This window comes from Leifsonia sp. Root4 (assembly GCF_001425085.1).
GTDB lineage: Bacteria > Actinomycetota > Actinomycetes > Actinomycetales > Microbacteriaceae > Microterricola.
Genome location: NZ_LMDN01000001.1, coordinates 734,830 through 747,042, shown reverse-complemented (window position 1 = coordinate 747,042; position 12,213 = coordinate 734,830). Strand labels below are relative to the sequence as shown.

Genomic DNA, 12,213 nt, shown 5'->3' with positions numbered 1-12,213 from the left:
GAGGCCCCGGACGCAGGCGCTGCAGAAGGTGCGGCTTCGCGGCACGAGGTGCTGGCGCGAAGGTGCAGTTTCTGGCGCGCGAGTGGCTGTGAAAACGCCCAGTGTGCGTGGCATCTCCGAGCGCCGCTGATGCCCGGAATCACGGGCCGGACGGGCGCCACGCCGACGCGACACGCCCGGGTTGCAGTTACCCCGGATCTATGGCAAACTTGTCCAGTTCAACATTTCTGTCGCGCGTGCCTCGCACGGTGACGGAATCACTGCCAGGCAGTGCATAGTTTCATCCGCGTCATCACCTCTGGTGAGCCGGATCGGGCTAGGCCGCGGGGAGCAGAACACACTTCATCACAACCTTCAGCACAGAGCCTCGCTCTGTGCTGTGACGGCCTCGGCCTGAGCGGGGAAGCGATGTGGGTGGGAGCGGGCTTCGGCCCCGAACCGCCCGATTGACAGATAAATAGTGGTGCGACTTACGAAGTACTACGACGGCGTCCAATGCAGCCAACCGGATGTAAGACGCCTTGACAGAGAGAGAGTCAGACATGGCGGGACAGAAGATCCGCATTCGACTTAAGTCTTACGACCACGAGGTCATCGATACCTCGGCTCGCAAGATCGTTGACACGGTCACCCGTGCTGGTGCCACCGTTGTTGGCCCGGTACCGCTTCCGACCGAGAAGAACGTGGTGTGTGTCATCCGTTCTCCTCACAAGTACAAGGACAGCCGGGAGCACTTTGAAATGCGCACCCACAAGCGTCTGATCGACATCATCGACCCGACGCCCAAGGCCGTCGACTCGCTTATGCGTCTCGACCTGCCGGCAGACGTCAACATCGAGATCAAGCTCTAAGGGGGCCGGGATGTCTTACGCAGATACGAAGACCTCCAAGGGACTGCTCGGCACGAAGCTCGGCATGACCCAGGTCTGGGACGAGAACAACAAGCTCGTTCCCGTTACCGTCATCGAAATCGCACCGAACGTGGTCACCCAGGTTCGCAACGTCGAGACCGACGGCTACCTCGCCGTCCAGATCGCGTCCGGTCAGATCGATCCCCGCAAGGTGAACAAGCCTGCCGCGGGTCACTTCGAGAAGGCTGGCGTCACGCCCCGCCGTCACGTCACCGAGGTCCGCACCGCGGATGCCGCTGACTACAGCGCGGGCCAGGAGCTCACCGTTGACGGTGTCTTCGAGGCCGGCCAGCTGGTCGACGTCATGGGCACCTCCAAGGGCAAGGGCTTCGCCGGTGTCATGAAGCGTCACAACTTCAAGGGTGTCTCCGCTTCGCACGGTGCCCACCGCAACCACCGCAAGCCCGGTTCCATCGGTGCTTCGTCGACCCCGAGCCGTGTCTTCAAGGGCATGCGCATGGCCGGTCGTATGGGTGGAGAGCGCGTGACCGTGCTCAACCTCAAGGTGCACTCGGTTGACGCCGAGAAGGGCCTCCTGCTGGTCAAGGGCGCCGTTCCCGGTGCTCGCGGCCGTCTCGTTTTCGTTCGCAACGCAGTGAAGGGGGCGTAACCAGATGGCTACAGCTACCAACACCATTGACGTTCTCGACGTAAAGGGCAAGAAGGCAGGCTCGATTGAGCTTCCCGCCGAGCTCTTCGACGTTCCGACGAACGTTCCGCTCATCCACCAGGTCGTTGTCGCGCAGCTCGCTGCCGCACGCCAGGGCACGCACAAGACCAAGGGTCGCGGCGAGGTTTCTGGTGCAGGCCGCAAGCCGTTCAAGCAGAAGGGAACCGGTCGCGCTCGTCAGGGCTCGATCCGTGCCCCTCACATGACCGGTGGTGGCATTGTCCACGGCCCGACGCCTCGTAACTACGAGCAGCGCACCCCGAAGAAGATGATTGCCGCTGCTCTGCTCGGCTCGCTCTCGGACCGCGCTCGTGGAAGCCGTCTGCACGCTGTCGAGACTCTCGTCCTTGGCGAGACCCCGAACACGCAGGCCGCACTGGCGTACCTCTCGACCATCTCGACCTCGAAGCACGTTCTCATCGTGCTCGAGCGTGGTGACGAGCAGAGCGCCAAGGCCGTGCGCAACATCCCGTCCGTGCACGTGCTGCCGGCCGACCAGCTGAACGCCTACGACGTGCTCGTCTCTGACGACATCGTCTTCACCAAGGCTGCACTCGAGGCGTTCATCGCTTCGAAGAGCAAGAAGGAAGAGGTCTCCGCATGAGCGCCACTCAGAACAAGGACCCTCGCGACGTCATCATCGCTCCGGTCGTTTCCGAGAAGAGCTACGGACTGATCGACCAGGGCAAGTACACCTTTGTCGTCGACCCGCGCTCGAACAAGACCGAGATCAAGCTCGCCATCGAGAAGATCTTCAACGTCGAGGTCGCGTCCATCAACACCCTGAACCGTCAGGGCAAGACCCGCCGCACCAAGTTCGGCATGGGCAAGCGCAAGGACACCAAGCGTGCCATTGTCACGCTCAAGTCCGGTTCCATCGACATCTTCACGGCTGTCGGCTAGGGAGCAGAGGAAAAACATGGCTATTCGTAAGTACAAGCCCACGACCCCGGGTCGTCGCGGATCTTCTGTTGCGGACTTCGCAGAGATCACCCGCTCGACCCCCGAGAAGTCGCTGCTGCGCCCGCTGCCCAAGACCGGTGGCCGTAACAACCAGGGACGCATCACGACCCGTCACATCGGTGGTGGCCACAAGCGCCAGTACCGTGTCATCGACTTCCGTCGTAACGACAAGGACGGCATCAACGCGAAGGTCGCTCACATCGAGTACGACCCCAACCGCACCGCACGTATTGCTCTTCTGCACTACGTCGACGGCACGAAGCGCTACATCATTGCGCCGAACAAGCTGTCGCAGGGTGACATTGTCGAGTCGGGTCCCGGCGCTGACATCAAGCCCGGCAACAACCTGCCGCTGAAGAACATCCCCACCGGTACCGTGATTCACGCTATCGAGCTCCGCCCCGGTGGCGGCGCCAAGATGGCCCGCTCGGCCGGTGCATCGGTTCGTCTCGTCGCCAAGGATGGCCCCTACGCGCAGCTTCGTCTGCCGTCGGGCGAAATCCGCAACGTCGACGCACGCTGCCGCGCCACGATCGGCGAGGTCGGCAACGCCGAGCAGTCGAACATCAACTGGGGAAAGGCCGGCCGTATGCGCTGGAAGGGCGTTCGCCCGACCGTGCGTGGTGTCGCCATGAACCCGGTCGACCACCCGCACGGTGGTGGTGAGGGTAAGACCTCCGGTGGACGTCACCCGGTCAGCCCCTGGGGCCAGAAGGAAGGCCGCACGCGCAAGCGCAACCTTCCCAGCGACCAGCTCATTGTTCGTCGACGCAACGTCGGCAAGAAGCGTAAGTAGGAGTTGTAGAAGATGCCACGCAGTCTTAAGAAGGGCCCCTTCGTTGATGACCACCTGCTCCGCAAGGTGATCACGGCGAACGAAGCCAACAACAAGAACGTGATCAAGACCTGGTCGCGCCGCTCGATGATCATCCCCGCAATGCTGGGACACACCATCGCAGTACACGACGGTCGCAAGCACATTCCGGTGTTCGTCACCGAAACCATGGTCGGGCACAAGCTCGGCGAGTTTGCGCCCACCCGCACCTTCCGTGGTCACGTGAAGGACGACAAGAAGGGCCGTCGCCGCTAACGCGGTGACGTGAAGGAGGAGAAGAAATGGTGGAGTCGATCGCACGCGTGCGACACATCCGCGTCACCCCCCAGAAGGCTCGTCGCGTTGTCAACCTGATCCGCGGCAAGCAGGCACAGGAAGCTTTGGCAATCCTGAAGTTCGCACCCCAGGGTGCGAGCGAGCCCGTGTACAAGCTGGTTGCCTCGGCAATCGCTAACGCGCGAGTCAAGGCAGACGCCTCGAACACATTCCTGGACGAGCAGGACCTGTACATCTCGCAGGCATTCGTTGATGAGGGTGCAACCCTCAAGCGTTTCCAGCCGCGTGCACAGGGCCGCGCATTCCAGATTCTGAAGCGCACCAGCCACATCACTGTTGTGCTCACCACTCCTGAGGAGGGCACGAAGTAATGGGTCAGAAAGTAAACCCTTATGGCTTCCGTCTGGGAATCACCACCGACCACGTGTCGCGTTGGTTCTCTGACAGCACGAAGCCCGGGCAGCGTTACCGTGACTTCGTCACGGAAGACGTCAAGATCCGTCGCCTGCTGAGCACCTCGCTCGACCGCGCCGGCGTTTCGCGCATCGAGATCGAGCGCACCCGTGACCGCGTCCGCGTCGACATTCACACCGCCCGTCCGGGCATCGTGATCGGTCGTCGTGGTGCAGAGGCCGAGCGCATCCGCGCCGACCTCGAGAAGCTCACGAAGAAGCAGATCCAGCTGAACATCCTCGAGGTCAAGAACCCCGAGGCCGACGCTCAGCTCGTCGCGCAGGGCATTGCCGAGCAGCTCACCGCACGTGTGGCCTTCCGCCGCGCGATGCGTAAGGGCCTGCAGGGCGCCCAGCGCACCCCAGCAGTCAAGGGTGTTCGCATCCAGGTCTCCGGCCGCCTCGGCGGCGCCGAGATGAGCCGTTCGGAGTTCTACCGCGAAGGCCGTGTGCCCCTGCACACGCTGCGCGCGAACATCGACTACGGCTTCTACGAGGCGAAGACCACCTTCGGCCGCATCGGCGTGAAGGTCTGGATCTACAAGGGCGACATCACCAACAAGGAACTCGCTCGCGAGCAGGCGAACCAGAAGTCGTCGCGCCCCGAGCGTAGTGACCGTCCCCGTCGTGCCCCGCGCGCCGAGGCACCGGTTGCAGCAGGAGTTGAGGCATAACCATGTTGATTCCACGTAAAGTCAAGCACCGTAAGCAGCACCACCCGGGTCGTAGCGGCCACGCCACCGGTGGTACCAAGGTCACCTTCGGTGAGTTCGGTATCCAGGCGATGACCCCCGCTTATGTGACCAACCGTCAGATCGAGTCCGCTCGTATCGCCATGACGCGTCACATCAAGCGTGGCGGAAAGGTGTGGATCAACATCTACCCCGACCGTCCGCTGACCAAGAAGCCGGCCGAAACCCGCATGGGTTCCGGTAAGGGTTCCGTCGAGTGGTGGGTAGCAAACGTCAAGCCGGGTCGCGTGCTCTTCGAGGTTGCCGGTGTCCCAGAGGCACTGGCCCGCGAAGCACTTACCCGTGCAATCCACAAGCTGCCCCTCAAGGCACGAATCATCAAGCGCGAAGAGGGTGACGCATAATGGCGATCGGTACCAAGGAGCTCGCAGCCGTCGAGCTCGACACATTTGAAGACGAGCGTCTCGTTGACGAGCTGAAGAAGGCCAAGGAAGAGCTGTTCAACCTGCGCTTCCAGTCCGCCACCGGTCAGCTCGAGAGCCACGGCCGCCTGCGCGCCGTCAAGCGCGACATCGCTCGTATCTACACGGTTCTCCGTGAGCGTGAGCTGGGCATTCGTGCCACGCCCGCACCGGTCGAGGTTCCCGCCAAGGCTGAGAAGAAGACGAAGGCCAAGAAGGACGCCGTCGAGGCTCCTTCGGCTGAAGAGACGAAGGAGGCCTAGTCATGGCTGAGACCAAGAAGGCTGCTGCAGCCGAGGTCGCCGAGACGGCTGAACTCGTCCGCGGCTACCGCAAGACCCGTCGTGGCTACGTCACCAGCGACAAGATGGAAAAGACCATCGTCGTTGAGGTCGAAGACCGCGTGAAGCACCCTCTGTACGGCAAGGTCATCCGCCGTACCTCCAAGGTGAAGGCTCACGACGAGCTCAACGCCGCAGGCATTGGCGACCTCGTTCTCATCAGCGAGACCCGCCCTCTCAGCGCTTCCAAGCGCTGGCGCCTGGTCGAGATCCTCGAGAAGGCCAAGTAAGCCCCCCGGGCTTGCTTCGTAGAAGGAGTTAGAAGTGCTTCAGCAAGAATCACGGCTCAAGGTCGCCGATAACACGGGCGCCAAAGAGCTGCTCACCATTCGCGTTCTCGGTGGCTCCGGCCGTCGTTACGCCGGCATCGGTGACGTCATCGTTGCCACCGTCAAGGACGCAATTCCTGGCGGCAACGTCAAGAAGGGCGACGTCGTCAAGGCTGTCGTCGTTCGCGTCAAAAAGCAGACCCGTCGTCCCGACGGTTCGTACATCAAGTTCGATGAGAACGCCGCTGTAATCCTGAAGAACGACGGTGACCCCCGCGGTACCCGTATCTTCGGACCGGTCGGCCGTGAACTTCGCGACAAGAAGTTCATGAAGATCATCTCGCTGGCACCGGAGGTTATCTAAGTCATGGCGAACATCAAGAAGGGTGACCTCGTAGAGGTCATCACCGGCCGTCGTCAGGAAAAGGGCGGCGACCGCGGCAAGCAGGGCAAGGTCCTCCAGGTCCTCGTTGAGAAGAACCGCGTGATCGTGGAGGGTGTCAACTTTGTCACCAAGCACGTTCGCGTCGGCCAGACTCAGGGCGGCACCAAGACCGGTGGCATCGAGCAGCACGAGGCATCGATTCACGTCTCCAACGTTGCTCTCGTTGACCCCGAGACCAAGAAGCCCACGCGAGTCGGCTTCCGCAACGAAGAGGTAACGAAGGACGGCGTCACCAAGACGGTCCGCGTTCGTTACGCAAAGAAGTCAGGTAAGGACCTCTAATGACTGACATCGCTACTGGCAAAATCCAGCCGCGTCTCAAGGCGAAGTACCAGAGTGAACTCTCTGCACAGCTGAAGGCCGACCTCGGCCTGACGAACGTGCACCAGGTTCCGGGTCTCGTCAAGATCGTCGTGAACATGGGTGTCGGTGAGGCGGCCCGCGATGGCAAGATCATCGACGGCGCTGTTTCCGACCTGACCAAGATCACCGGCCAGAAGCCGCAGATCAACAAGGCGCGCAAGTCGATCGCTCAGTTCAAGCTGCGTGAGGGTCAGCCCATCGGCGCCCACGTCACGCTGCGTGGCGACCGCATGTGGGAGTTCCTCGACCGCACGCTTTCGCTCGCGCTGCCCCGTATCCGCGACTTCCGCGGCCTGTCGGACAAGCAGTTCGATGGCAATGGAAACTACACCTTCGGTCTGACCGAGCAGGTTATGTTCCACGAGATCGACCAGGACAAGATCGACCGCGTTCGCGGCATGGACATCACTGTTGTGACGACTGCCAAGAACGACGAACAGGGTCGCGCGCTGCTCAAGGCGCTCGGCTTCCCGTTCAAGACGGCCGAAAACTCCTAGTAGTATCAATCGGTTGGCTCGTTGCGCTTGCAGCGGGCCAACCGATTACCGGGCACACGCATCCGCGCGTGCTCTCGCACCACAGGTCGGCACTCTTGTAAAGGGCGTCGAAACCTGGTGAATGAAGGAAATGCATCCTATGACGATGACAGATCCGGTCGCAGATATGCTGACCAGACTGCGCAACGCTAACTCTGCGTACCACGACACCGTGGCCATGCCGCACAGCAAGCTCAAGTCGCACATTGCCGAGATCCTCAAGCGCGAGGGTTACATCTCCGGCTTCGAGGTCACCGACGCGAAGGTCGGACAGACCCTCACGCTCAGCCTCAAGTTCGGCCCCAACCGCGAGCGTTCGATCGTTGGCATCAAGCGCGTTTCGAAGCCCGGCCTTCGCGTTTACGCAAAGTCGACCGAAATCCCCACCGTCCTCGGTGGCCTCGGTGTTGCCATCCTGTCCACCTCCAGCGGTCTGCTCACCGACCGCCAGGCCGAGAAGAAGGGCGTGGGTGGGGAAGTCCTCGCCTACGTGTGGTAATCACCTATGTCACGTATTGGTCGACTCCCCATTGACATCCCCGCAGGCGTCTCCGTGACGATCTCGGGTCAGAATGTTGCCGTCAAGGGTCCGAAGGGCGAGCTCGCTCTCGTCATCGCCAACCCGATCCAGGCCACGGTCGAGGAGAACCAGGTTCTCGTCACCCGCCCGGACGACGAGCGCGCATCGCGTTCGCTGCACGGCCTCACCCGCACGCTGATCGCAAACCAGATCATCGGCGTCACCCAGGGCTACTCCAAGGGCCTCGAGATCGTCGGTACCGGTTACCGCGTCGCGCAGAAGGGCAACTCGCTCGAGTTCGCCCTCGGCTTCTCGCACCCCGTCACCGTTGATGCTCCTGAGGGCATCACCTTCACGGTCGAGGGCAACACCAAGCTCACCGTTGCTGGCATCGACAAGCAGGCCGTCGGTGAGGTTGCCGCCAACATCCGCAAGATCAAGAAGCCGGAGCCCTACAAGGGCAAGGGCATCCGCTACGCCGGCGAGGTTGTCCGTCGTAAGGCCGGAAAGGCTGGTAAGTAACCATGGGTCTCGGAACCAGAGGAAAGAGCAAGTCGGCTGCGCGCACACGTCGCCACACCCGACTTCGCAAGAAGATCGAGGGCACCGCGGTTCGTCCGCGCCTCGTCGTCAACCGTTCAGCACGCCACGTATTCGTACAGGTTGTGGACGACAGCAAGGGCCACACGCTGGCTTCCGCTTCCACCATGGAAGCAGACCTGCGTACCTTCGACGGTGACAAGACGGCCAAGGCACGCAAGATCGGCGCACTCGTCGCCGAGCGTGCACAGGCTGCTGGCATCGACGCCGTCGTTTTTGACCGTGGTGGCAGCAAGTACGCGGGTCGCGTAGCCGCTGTCGCTGATGGAGCGCGAGAGGCAGGGCTCAAGCTGTGAGCGAGATTACTAAGGAGCAAGAGGTGGCTGTTGTAGAGGCACCGGTGGAGACCGCTGCATCGACGGCACCCGCACAGAACGAGCGTGAAGCTCGTCGCGGTGGCCGTGAGCGCAACCCCAACCGCGGCGATCGCGGAGGCCGCGACGCCGAGAAGAGCCAGTTCCTGGAGCGCGTTGTCACCATCAACCGCGTGTCGAAGGTCGTCAAGGGTGGTCGTCGCTTCAGCTTCACCGCTCTCGTCGTCGTCGGCGACGGCAACGGACTCGTCGGTGTTGGTTATGGCAAGGCCCGCGAGGTGCCGACCGCTATCTCCAAGGGCGTCGAAGAGGCCAAGAAGAACTTCTTCCGCGTTCCCCGCGTCGGCAGCACCATCCCGCACCCCGTCCAGGGTGAGGCCGCAGCCGGTGTCGTTCTGCTTCGTCCGGCCGCTGCCGGTACCGGTGTTATCGCCGGTGGCCCGGTTCGCGCCGTGCTCGAGTGTGCAGGCATCCACGACGTGCTGAGCAAGTCGCTCGGTTCGTCGAACACGATCAACATCGTGCACGCAACCGTCGCAGCCCTGCAGCAGCTCGAGGAACCTCGTGCCGTTGCCGCTCGTCGTGGGCTCCCCTACGACGAGGTCGCCCCGGCCCGTCTGTTGCGTGCCGAGGCTCAGGCAGCCGAGGCTGCCGCAGCAGCGAAGGCAGGTGCCTAATGGCCGCGCAGCTCAAGGTTACGCAGATCAAGTCCAAAGTTAGTGAGAAGCAGAACCAGCGCGACACGCTTCGCAGCCTGGGACTCAAGCGCATCGGTGACGTTGTCGTTCGTGAAGACACCCCGCAGAACCGCGGCTACGTCAACACTGTCGCTCACCTTGTCAAGGTCGAGGAGATTGACTAATGGCTGAAGCCAAGGAAACAGCAGAGAAGGAAGCCGTCAAGGCTGCCCCTAAGAAGGCAACCACGGCTAAGGCAGCAACCAAGGCTCCGGCCAAGGCTGCAGCCGAGAAGGCGCCCGCAAAGGCGCCCGCAAAGGCCAAGGCCGTCAAGGCCGAGGCTGGCGAGGCGCGCGAGCAGGTCCTCAAGGTGCACCACCTTCGCCCGGCTCCCGGTGCGAAGAAGGACCGCACCCGTGTTGGCCGCGGTGAAGGCTCCAAGGGTAAGACGGCTGGCCGTGGAACCAAGGGAACCAAGGCGCGCTACCAGGTCCGCATCGGCTTCGAGGGTGGGCAGATGCCTCTGCACATGCGCACCCCGAAGCTCCGCGGATTCAAGAACCCGTTCCGCGTTGAGTACCAGGTCGTGAACCTGGACAAGCTCGCCGAGCTCTACCCCACCGGTGGAGACGTCACCATCAGCGACCTCGTCGCCAAGGGTGCGGTGCGCAACAACGAAAAGGTCAAGGTTCTCGGCGATGGCGACATTGCGGTTAAACTGAACGTAACGGTCGACAAGGTCTCCGGCTCCGCCGAGGCTAAGATTGTCGCCGCTGGCGGATCAATCAACTAGTACACCAGTAGTTGTAACGAGCCTGTCGGGACCTCGCGTAGTATTCGTGGGGGCCCGGCAGGCTCGATTCACACAGTGGGTGTGAGAGCAGTGACTGATTCTTCACGGAATTACAGGAGGCCTTGTGTTTAGCGCGATCGCGCGGATTTTCCGCACGCCCGACCTTCGGAAGAAGATCGGCTTCACCTTGGGCATGGTTGCCCTCTTCAGACTGGGCTCGTTCATCCCCGCCCCGTTTGTCGATTTCGACAGCGTGCAGCAGTGTCTGGCAGCCAACTCCGACACCTCGGGCCTCTATGAGCTCGTCAACCTGTTCAGCGGTGGAGCCCTCCTCCAGCTCTCCATCTTCGCGCTGGGCATCATGCCGTACATCACGGCCTCGATCATCGTGCAGCTGCTGCGCGTGGTCATCCCTCACTTTGAGACCCTCTACAAGGAGGGTCAGGCGGGTCAGTCAACGCTGACGCAGTACACCCGCTACCTCACGATCGCCCTCGCGGTCCTGCAGTCCACCACGCTGATCACCGTCGCCCGCAGTGGTGCGCTCTTCGGCAGCTCGGGCAACCCTGCCTGCACGCAGCTGCTGACCAACGACGCCTGGTACGCGATCATGCTGATGGTGCTCACCATGACCGCCGGTACCGGTGTCATCATGTGGATGGGCGAGCTCATCACGGAGCGCGGCGTCGGCAACGGCATGTCGCTGCTGATCTTCACCTCGATCGCAGCCATGTTCCCGGCGTCCCTCGGACGCATCGCGTCCGCCAAGGGCTGGGACACGCTCGCCATTGTGATCGCCGTCGGCCTCGTCGTCGTCGCCGCTGTCGTGTTCGTCGAGCAATCGCAGCGCAGGATCCCGGTGCAGTACGCGAAACGCATGGTCGGTCGCCGCACCTACGGCGGCAACAACACCTACATTCCGATCAAGGTCAACATGGCCGGCGTCATCCCCGTGATCTTCGCGTCGTCCCTGCTCTACCTGCCCGCGCTGATCGCCCAGTTCAACCAGCCGGCTCCCGGCCAAGAGCCGCAGCCCTGGGTGCTGTGGGTGACCGCGAACCTCACCGGCGGCGGGCAGCCGCTGTACATGATCTTGTACTTCCTGCTCATCGTCGGATTCACCTACTTCTACGTCGCGATCACCTTCAACCCTGAAGAGGTCGCAGACAACATGAAGAAGTACGGTGGCTTCATCCCCGGCATCCGTGCCGGCCGGCCCACCGCCGAGTACCTCGACTATGTACTCACCCGCATCACGCTCCCCGGCTCTCTCTACCTGGGTGTCATCGCCCTGCTGCCGCTGGTCGCGTTCTCTGCGGTCGGTGCCGATCAGAACTTCCCGTTCGGCGGCGCCTCCATCTTGATCATCGTTGGTGTTGGTCTCGAGACGGTCAAGCAGATCGACTCGCAGCTGCAGCAGCGTCACTACGAAGGGTTGCTGCGATGAGCAAAACCGCCGCAGAACGCAACATCGCCCGAGGCGCACGCCTCCTGATCGTCGGTCCTCCCGGCGCGGGCAAAGGAACTCAGGCCAAGCGCATCGGCGAGACGTTCGGCATCCCCGACGTCTCGACCGGAGACATCTTCCGCTTCCACATCAAGAACGGCACGGAACTCGGCCTGCGCGTGAAGGCGATCGTCGATGCCGGTGACTACGTTCCCGACTCGCTCACGAACGAGATCGTGACTGCCCGTCTCGAGGAAGAGGATGCCGCCAACGGCTTCCTGCTCGATGGTTACCCGCGCACGATCGACCAGGTGCGCTACCTGGACGAGCTCCTGGCGAAGAAGGGCCAGCCGCTCGAGGCCGTCATCCGCCTCGTCGCCGACCAGGAAGAGATCATCGCGCGTCTCTCCAAGCGTGCGCTCGAGCAGGGTCGCGCCGATGACACCGAGGAAGCCATCCGGCACCGCCAGGAGGTGTACGCCCGCGAGACCGCTCCGCTGGTGGAGGTCTTCCGTGAGCGTGGCCTGCTGATCGACGTCGACGGCCTCGGCAACGTCGATGAGGTCGGCGACCGCATTAGCGCAGCGCTGCAGGCCGCGGGGATCGGCGAAGCCGACTCCGACGTCGCCGCCGCGTCTTAGGCCACTC

The 12,213-nt window shown here is 62.6% G+C and carries 22 protein-coding genes; all 22 read left to right on the top strand.

Features of this window, described 5'->3' with window-relative positions; genetic code table 11:
- The first annotated feature begins 542 nt into the window (after positions 1–542).
- The 22 genes from rpsJ to ASC66_RS03410 all read left to right on the top strand — a co-directional run bounded on the left by rpsJ (position 543) and on the right by ASC66_RS03410 (position 12,206).
- A complete protein-coding gene (gene rpsJ, locus ASC66_RS03515; protein WP_005050520.1) occupies positions 543–851 on the top strand; it encodes a 30S ribosomal protein S10 in 309 nt (102 codons plus the stop codon).
- 10 nt (positions 852–861) lie between these two features.
- Positions 862–1,521 (top strand): 50S ribosomal protein L3, encoded by a 660-nt coding sequence (gene rplC, locus ASC66_RS03510; RefSeq protein WP_055834676.1) that lies wholly within the window; start codon positions 862–864, stop codon positions 1,519–1,521.
- Between the two features lie 4 nt (positions 1,522–1,525).
- On the top strand, positions 1,526–2,185 hold the full coding sequence (gene rplD, locus ASC66_RS03505; protein WP_055834672.1) for a 50S ribosomal protein L4: 660 nt from the start codon (positions 1,526–1,528) through the stop codon (positions 2,183–2,185).
- Positions 2,182–2,484 (top strand): 50S ribosomal protein L23, encoded by a 303-nt coding sequence (rplW, locus tag ASC66_RS03500; protein ID WP_055834670.1) that lies wholly within the window; start codon positions 2,182–2,184, stop codon positions 2,482–2,484. Before rplD ends, rplW begins: the two co-directional genes overlap by 4 nt.
- A gap of 16 nt (positions 2,485–2,500) precedes the next feature.
- A complete protein-coding gene (gene rplB, locus ASC66_RS03495) occupies positions 2,501–3,340 on the top strand; it encodes a 50S ribosomal protein L2 (RefSeq protein WP_055834666.1) in 840 nt (279 codons plus the stop codon).
- A 12-nt stretch (positions 3,341–3,352) separates the two neighbouring features.
- A complete protein-coding gene (gene rpsS / locus ASC66_RS03490) occupies positions 3,353–3,634 on the top strand; it encodes a 30S ribosomal protein S19 (RefSeq protein ID WP_047405419.1) in 282 nt (93 codons plus the stop codon).
- Between the two features lie 26 nt (positions 3,635–3,660).
- Positions 3,661–4,026 carry a 50S ribosomal protein L22 gene (rplV, locus tag ASC66_RS03485; protein WP_055834663.1) on the top strand — a complete coding sequence of 122 codons (366 nt, stop codon included), beginning with the start codon at positions 3,661–3,663 and terminating at the stop codon, positions 4,024–4,026.
- Positions 4,026–4,781 carry a 30S ribosomal protein S3 gene (gene rpsC / locus ASC66_RS03480; protein WP_055834662.1) on the top strand — a complete coding sequence of 252 codons (756 nt, stop codon included), beginning with the start codon at positions 4,026–4,028 and terminating at the stop codon, positions 4,779–4,781. Before rplV ends, rpsC begins: the two co-directional genes overlap by 1 nt.
- A gap of 2 nt (positions 4,782–4,783) precedes the next feature.
- Entirely contained in the window at positions 4,784–5,203 is a 420-nt protein-coding gene (gene rplP, locus ASC66_RS03475; RefSeq protein WP_055834658.1) for a 50S ribosomal protein L16, read from the top strand.
- Complete coding sequence (rpmC, locus tag ASC66_RS18530; protein WP_055834655.1) at positions 5,203–5,523, top strand: 50S ribosomal protein L29; 321 nt, start codon at positions 5,203–5,205, stop codon at positions 5,521–5,523. The genes rplP and rpmC overlap by 1 nt, the downstream gene beginning before the upstream one ends.
- 2 nt (positions 5,524–5,525) lie before the next feature.
- On the top strand, positions 5,526–5,831 hold the full coding sequence (gene rpsQ, locus ASC66_RS03465) for a 30S ribosomal protein S17 (protein ID WP_055834650.1): 306 nt from the start codon (positions 5,526–5,528) through the stop codon (positions 5,829–5,831).
- Between the two features lie 34 nt (positions 5,832–5,865).
- Positions 5,866–6,234, top strand: a complete 369-nt coding sequence (rplN, locus tag ASC66_RS03460; protein WP_047405432.1) for a 50S ribosomal protein L14 — start codon at positions 5,866–5,868, stop codon at positions 6,232–6,234.
- A 3-nt stretch (positions 6,235–6,237) separates the two neighbouring features.
- Complete coding sequence (gene rplX, locus ASC66_RS03455) at positions 6,238–6,597, top strand: 50S ribosomal protein L24 (protein ID WP_055834648.1); 360 nt, start codon at positions 6,238–6,240, stop codon at positions 6,595–6,597.
- On the top strand, positions 6,597–7,175 hold the full coding sequence (gene rplE, locus ASC66_RS03450; protein ID WP_055834645.1) for a 50S ribosomal protein L5: 579 nt from the start codon (positions 6,597–6,599) through the stop codon (positions 7,173–7,175). The genes rplX and rplE overlap by 1 nt, the downstream gene beginning before the upstream one ends.
- 139 nt (positions 7,176–7,314) lie before the next feature.
- Positions 7,315–7,713, top strand: coding sequence for a 30S ribosomal protein S8 (gene rpsH / locus ASC66_RS03445; RefSeq protein WP_055834642.1), 399 nt, complete (start codon positions 7,315–7,317; stop codon positions 7,711–7,713).
- A gap of 6 nt (positions 7,714–7,719) precedes the next feature.
- Positions 7,720–8,256 (top strand): 50S ribosomal protein L6, encoded by a 537-nt coding sequence (gene rplF, locus ASC66_RS03440; protein ID WP_055834639.1) that lies wholly within the window; start codon positions 7,720–7,722, stop codon positions 8,254–8,256.
- 2 nt (positions 8,257–8,258) lie between these two features.
- The gene (gene rplR / locus ASC66_RS03435) at positions 8,259–8,630 is read left to right on the top strand and encodes a 50S ribosomal protein L18 (protein ID WP_055834636.1); all 372 of its coding nucleotides are present in this window, start codon (positions 8,259–8,261) and stop codon (positions 8,628–8,630) included.
- A gap of 23 nt (positions 8,631–8,653) precedes the next feature.
- Positions 8,654–9,325, top strand: a complete 672-nt coding sequence (gene rpsE, locus ASC66_RS03430; RefSeq protein WP_055834633.1) for a 30S ribosomal protein S5 — start codon at positions 8,654–8,656, stop codon at positions 9,323–9,325.
- The gene (gene rpmD / locus ASC66_RS03425) at positions 9,325–9,510 is read left to right on the top strand and encodes a 50S ribosomal protein L30 (RefSeq protein ID WP_047405444.1); all 186 of its coding nucleotides are present in this window, start codon (positions 9,325–9,327) and stop codon (positions 9,508–9,510) included. Before rpsE ends, rpmD begins: the two co-directional genes overlap by 1 nt.
- Positions 9,510–10,118, top strand: coding sequence for a 50S ribosomal protein L15 (gene rplO, locus ASC66_RS03420; RefSeq protein WP_082491977.1), 609 nt, complete (start codon positions 9,510–9,512; stop codon positions 10,116–10,118). Before rpmD ends, rplO begins: the two co-directional genes overlap by 1 nt.
- A 124-nt stretch (positions 10,119–10,242) precedes the next feature.
- Complete coding sequence (secY, locus tag ASC66_RS03415) at positions 10,243–11,565, top strand: preprotein translocase subunit SecY (protein ID WP_055834630.1); 1,323 nt, start codon at positions 10,243–10,245, stop codon at positions 11,563–11,565.
- Positions 11,562–12,206, top strand: coding sequence for an adenylate kinase (locus tag ASC66_RS03410; RefSeq protein WP_055834628.1), 645 nt, complete (start codon positions 11,562–11,564; stop codon positions 12,204–12,206). Before secY ends, ASC66_RS03410 begins: the two co-directional genes overlap by 4 nt.
- The last annotated feature ends 7 nt before the right edge of the window (positions 12,207–12,213 follow it).

Bases quoted from the DNA above. Each gene is read 5' to 3' on its own strand.
- rpsJ (WP_005050520.1), top strand. From the start codon at position 543: ATGGCGGGACAGAAGATCCGCATTCGACTTAAGTCTTACGACCACGAG.
- rplC (WP_055834676.1), top strand. From the start codon at position 862: ATGTCTTACGCAGATACGAAGACCTCCAAGGGACTGCTCGGCACGAAG.
- rplD (WP_055834672.1), top strand. From the start codon at position 1,526: ATGGCTACAGCTACCAACACCATTGACGTTCTCGACGTAAAGGGCAAG.
- rplW (WP_055834670.1), top strand. From the start codon at position 2,182: ATGAGCGCCACTCAGAACAAGGACCCTCGCGACGTCATCATCGCTCCG.
- rplB (WP_055834666.1), top strand. From the start codon at position 2,501: ATGGCTATTCGTAAGTACAAGCCCACGACCCCGGGTCGTCGCGGATCT.
- rpsS (WP_047405419.1), top strand. From the start codon at position 3,353: ATGCCACGCAGTCTTAAGAAGGGCCCCTTCGTTGATGACCACCTGCTC.
- rplV (WP_055834663.1), top strand. From the start codon at position 3,661: ATGGTGGAGTCGATCGCACGCGTGCGACACATCCGCGTCACCCCCCAG.
- rpsC (WP_055834662.1), top strand. From the start codon at position 4,026: ATGGGTCAGAAAGTAAACCCTTATGGCTTCCGTCTGGGAATCACCACC.
- rplP (WP_055834658.1), top strand. From the start codon at position 4,784: ATGTTGATTCCACGTAAAGTCAAGCACCGTAAGCAGCACCACCCGGGT.
- rpmC (WP_055834655.1), top strand. From the start codon at position 5,203: ATGGCGATCGGTACCAAGGAGCTCGCAGCCGTCGAGCTCGACACATTT.
- rpsQ (WP_055834650.1), top strand. From the start codon at position 5,526: ATGGCTGAGACCAAGAAGGCTGCTGCAGCCGAGGTCGCCGAGACGGCT.
- rplX (WP_055834648.1), top strand. From the start codon at position 6,238: ATGGCGAACATCAAGAAGGGTGACCTCGTAGAGGTCATCACCGGCCGT.
- rplE (WP_055834645.1), top strand. From the start codon at position 6,597: ATGACTGACATCGCTACTGGCAAAATCCAGCCGCGTCTCAAGGCGAAG.
- rpsH (WP_055834642.1), top strand. From the start codon at position 7,315: ATGACGATGACAGATCCGGTCGCAGATATGCTGACCAGACTGCGCAAC.
- rplF (WP_055834639.1), top strand. From the start codon at position 7,720: ATGTCACGTATTGGTCGACTCCCCATTGACATCCCCGCAGGCGTCTCC.
- rplR (WP_055834636.1), top strand. From the start codon at position 8,259: ATGGGTCTCGGAACCAGAGGAAAGAGCAAGTCGGCTGCGCGCACACGT.
- rpmD (WP_047405444.1), top strand. From the start codon at position 9,325: ATGGCCGCGCAGCTCAAGGTTACGCAGATCAAGTCCAAAGTTAGTGAG.
- rplO (WP_082491977.1), top strand. From the start codon at position 9,510: ATGGCTGAAGCCAAGGAAACAGCAGAGAAGGAAGCCGTCAAGGCTGCC.
- ASC66_RS03410 (WP_055834628.1), top strand. From the start codon at position 11,562: ATGAGCAAAACCGCCGCAGAACGCAACATCGCCCGAGGCGCACGCCTC.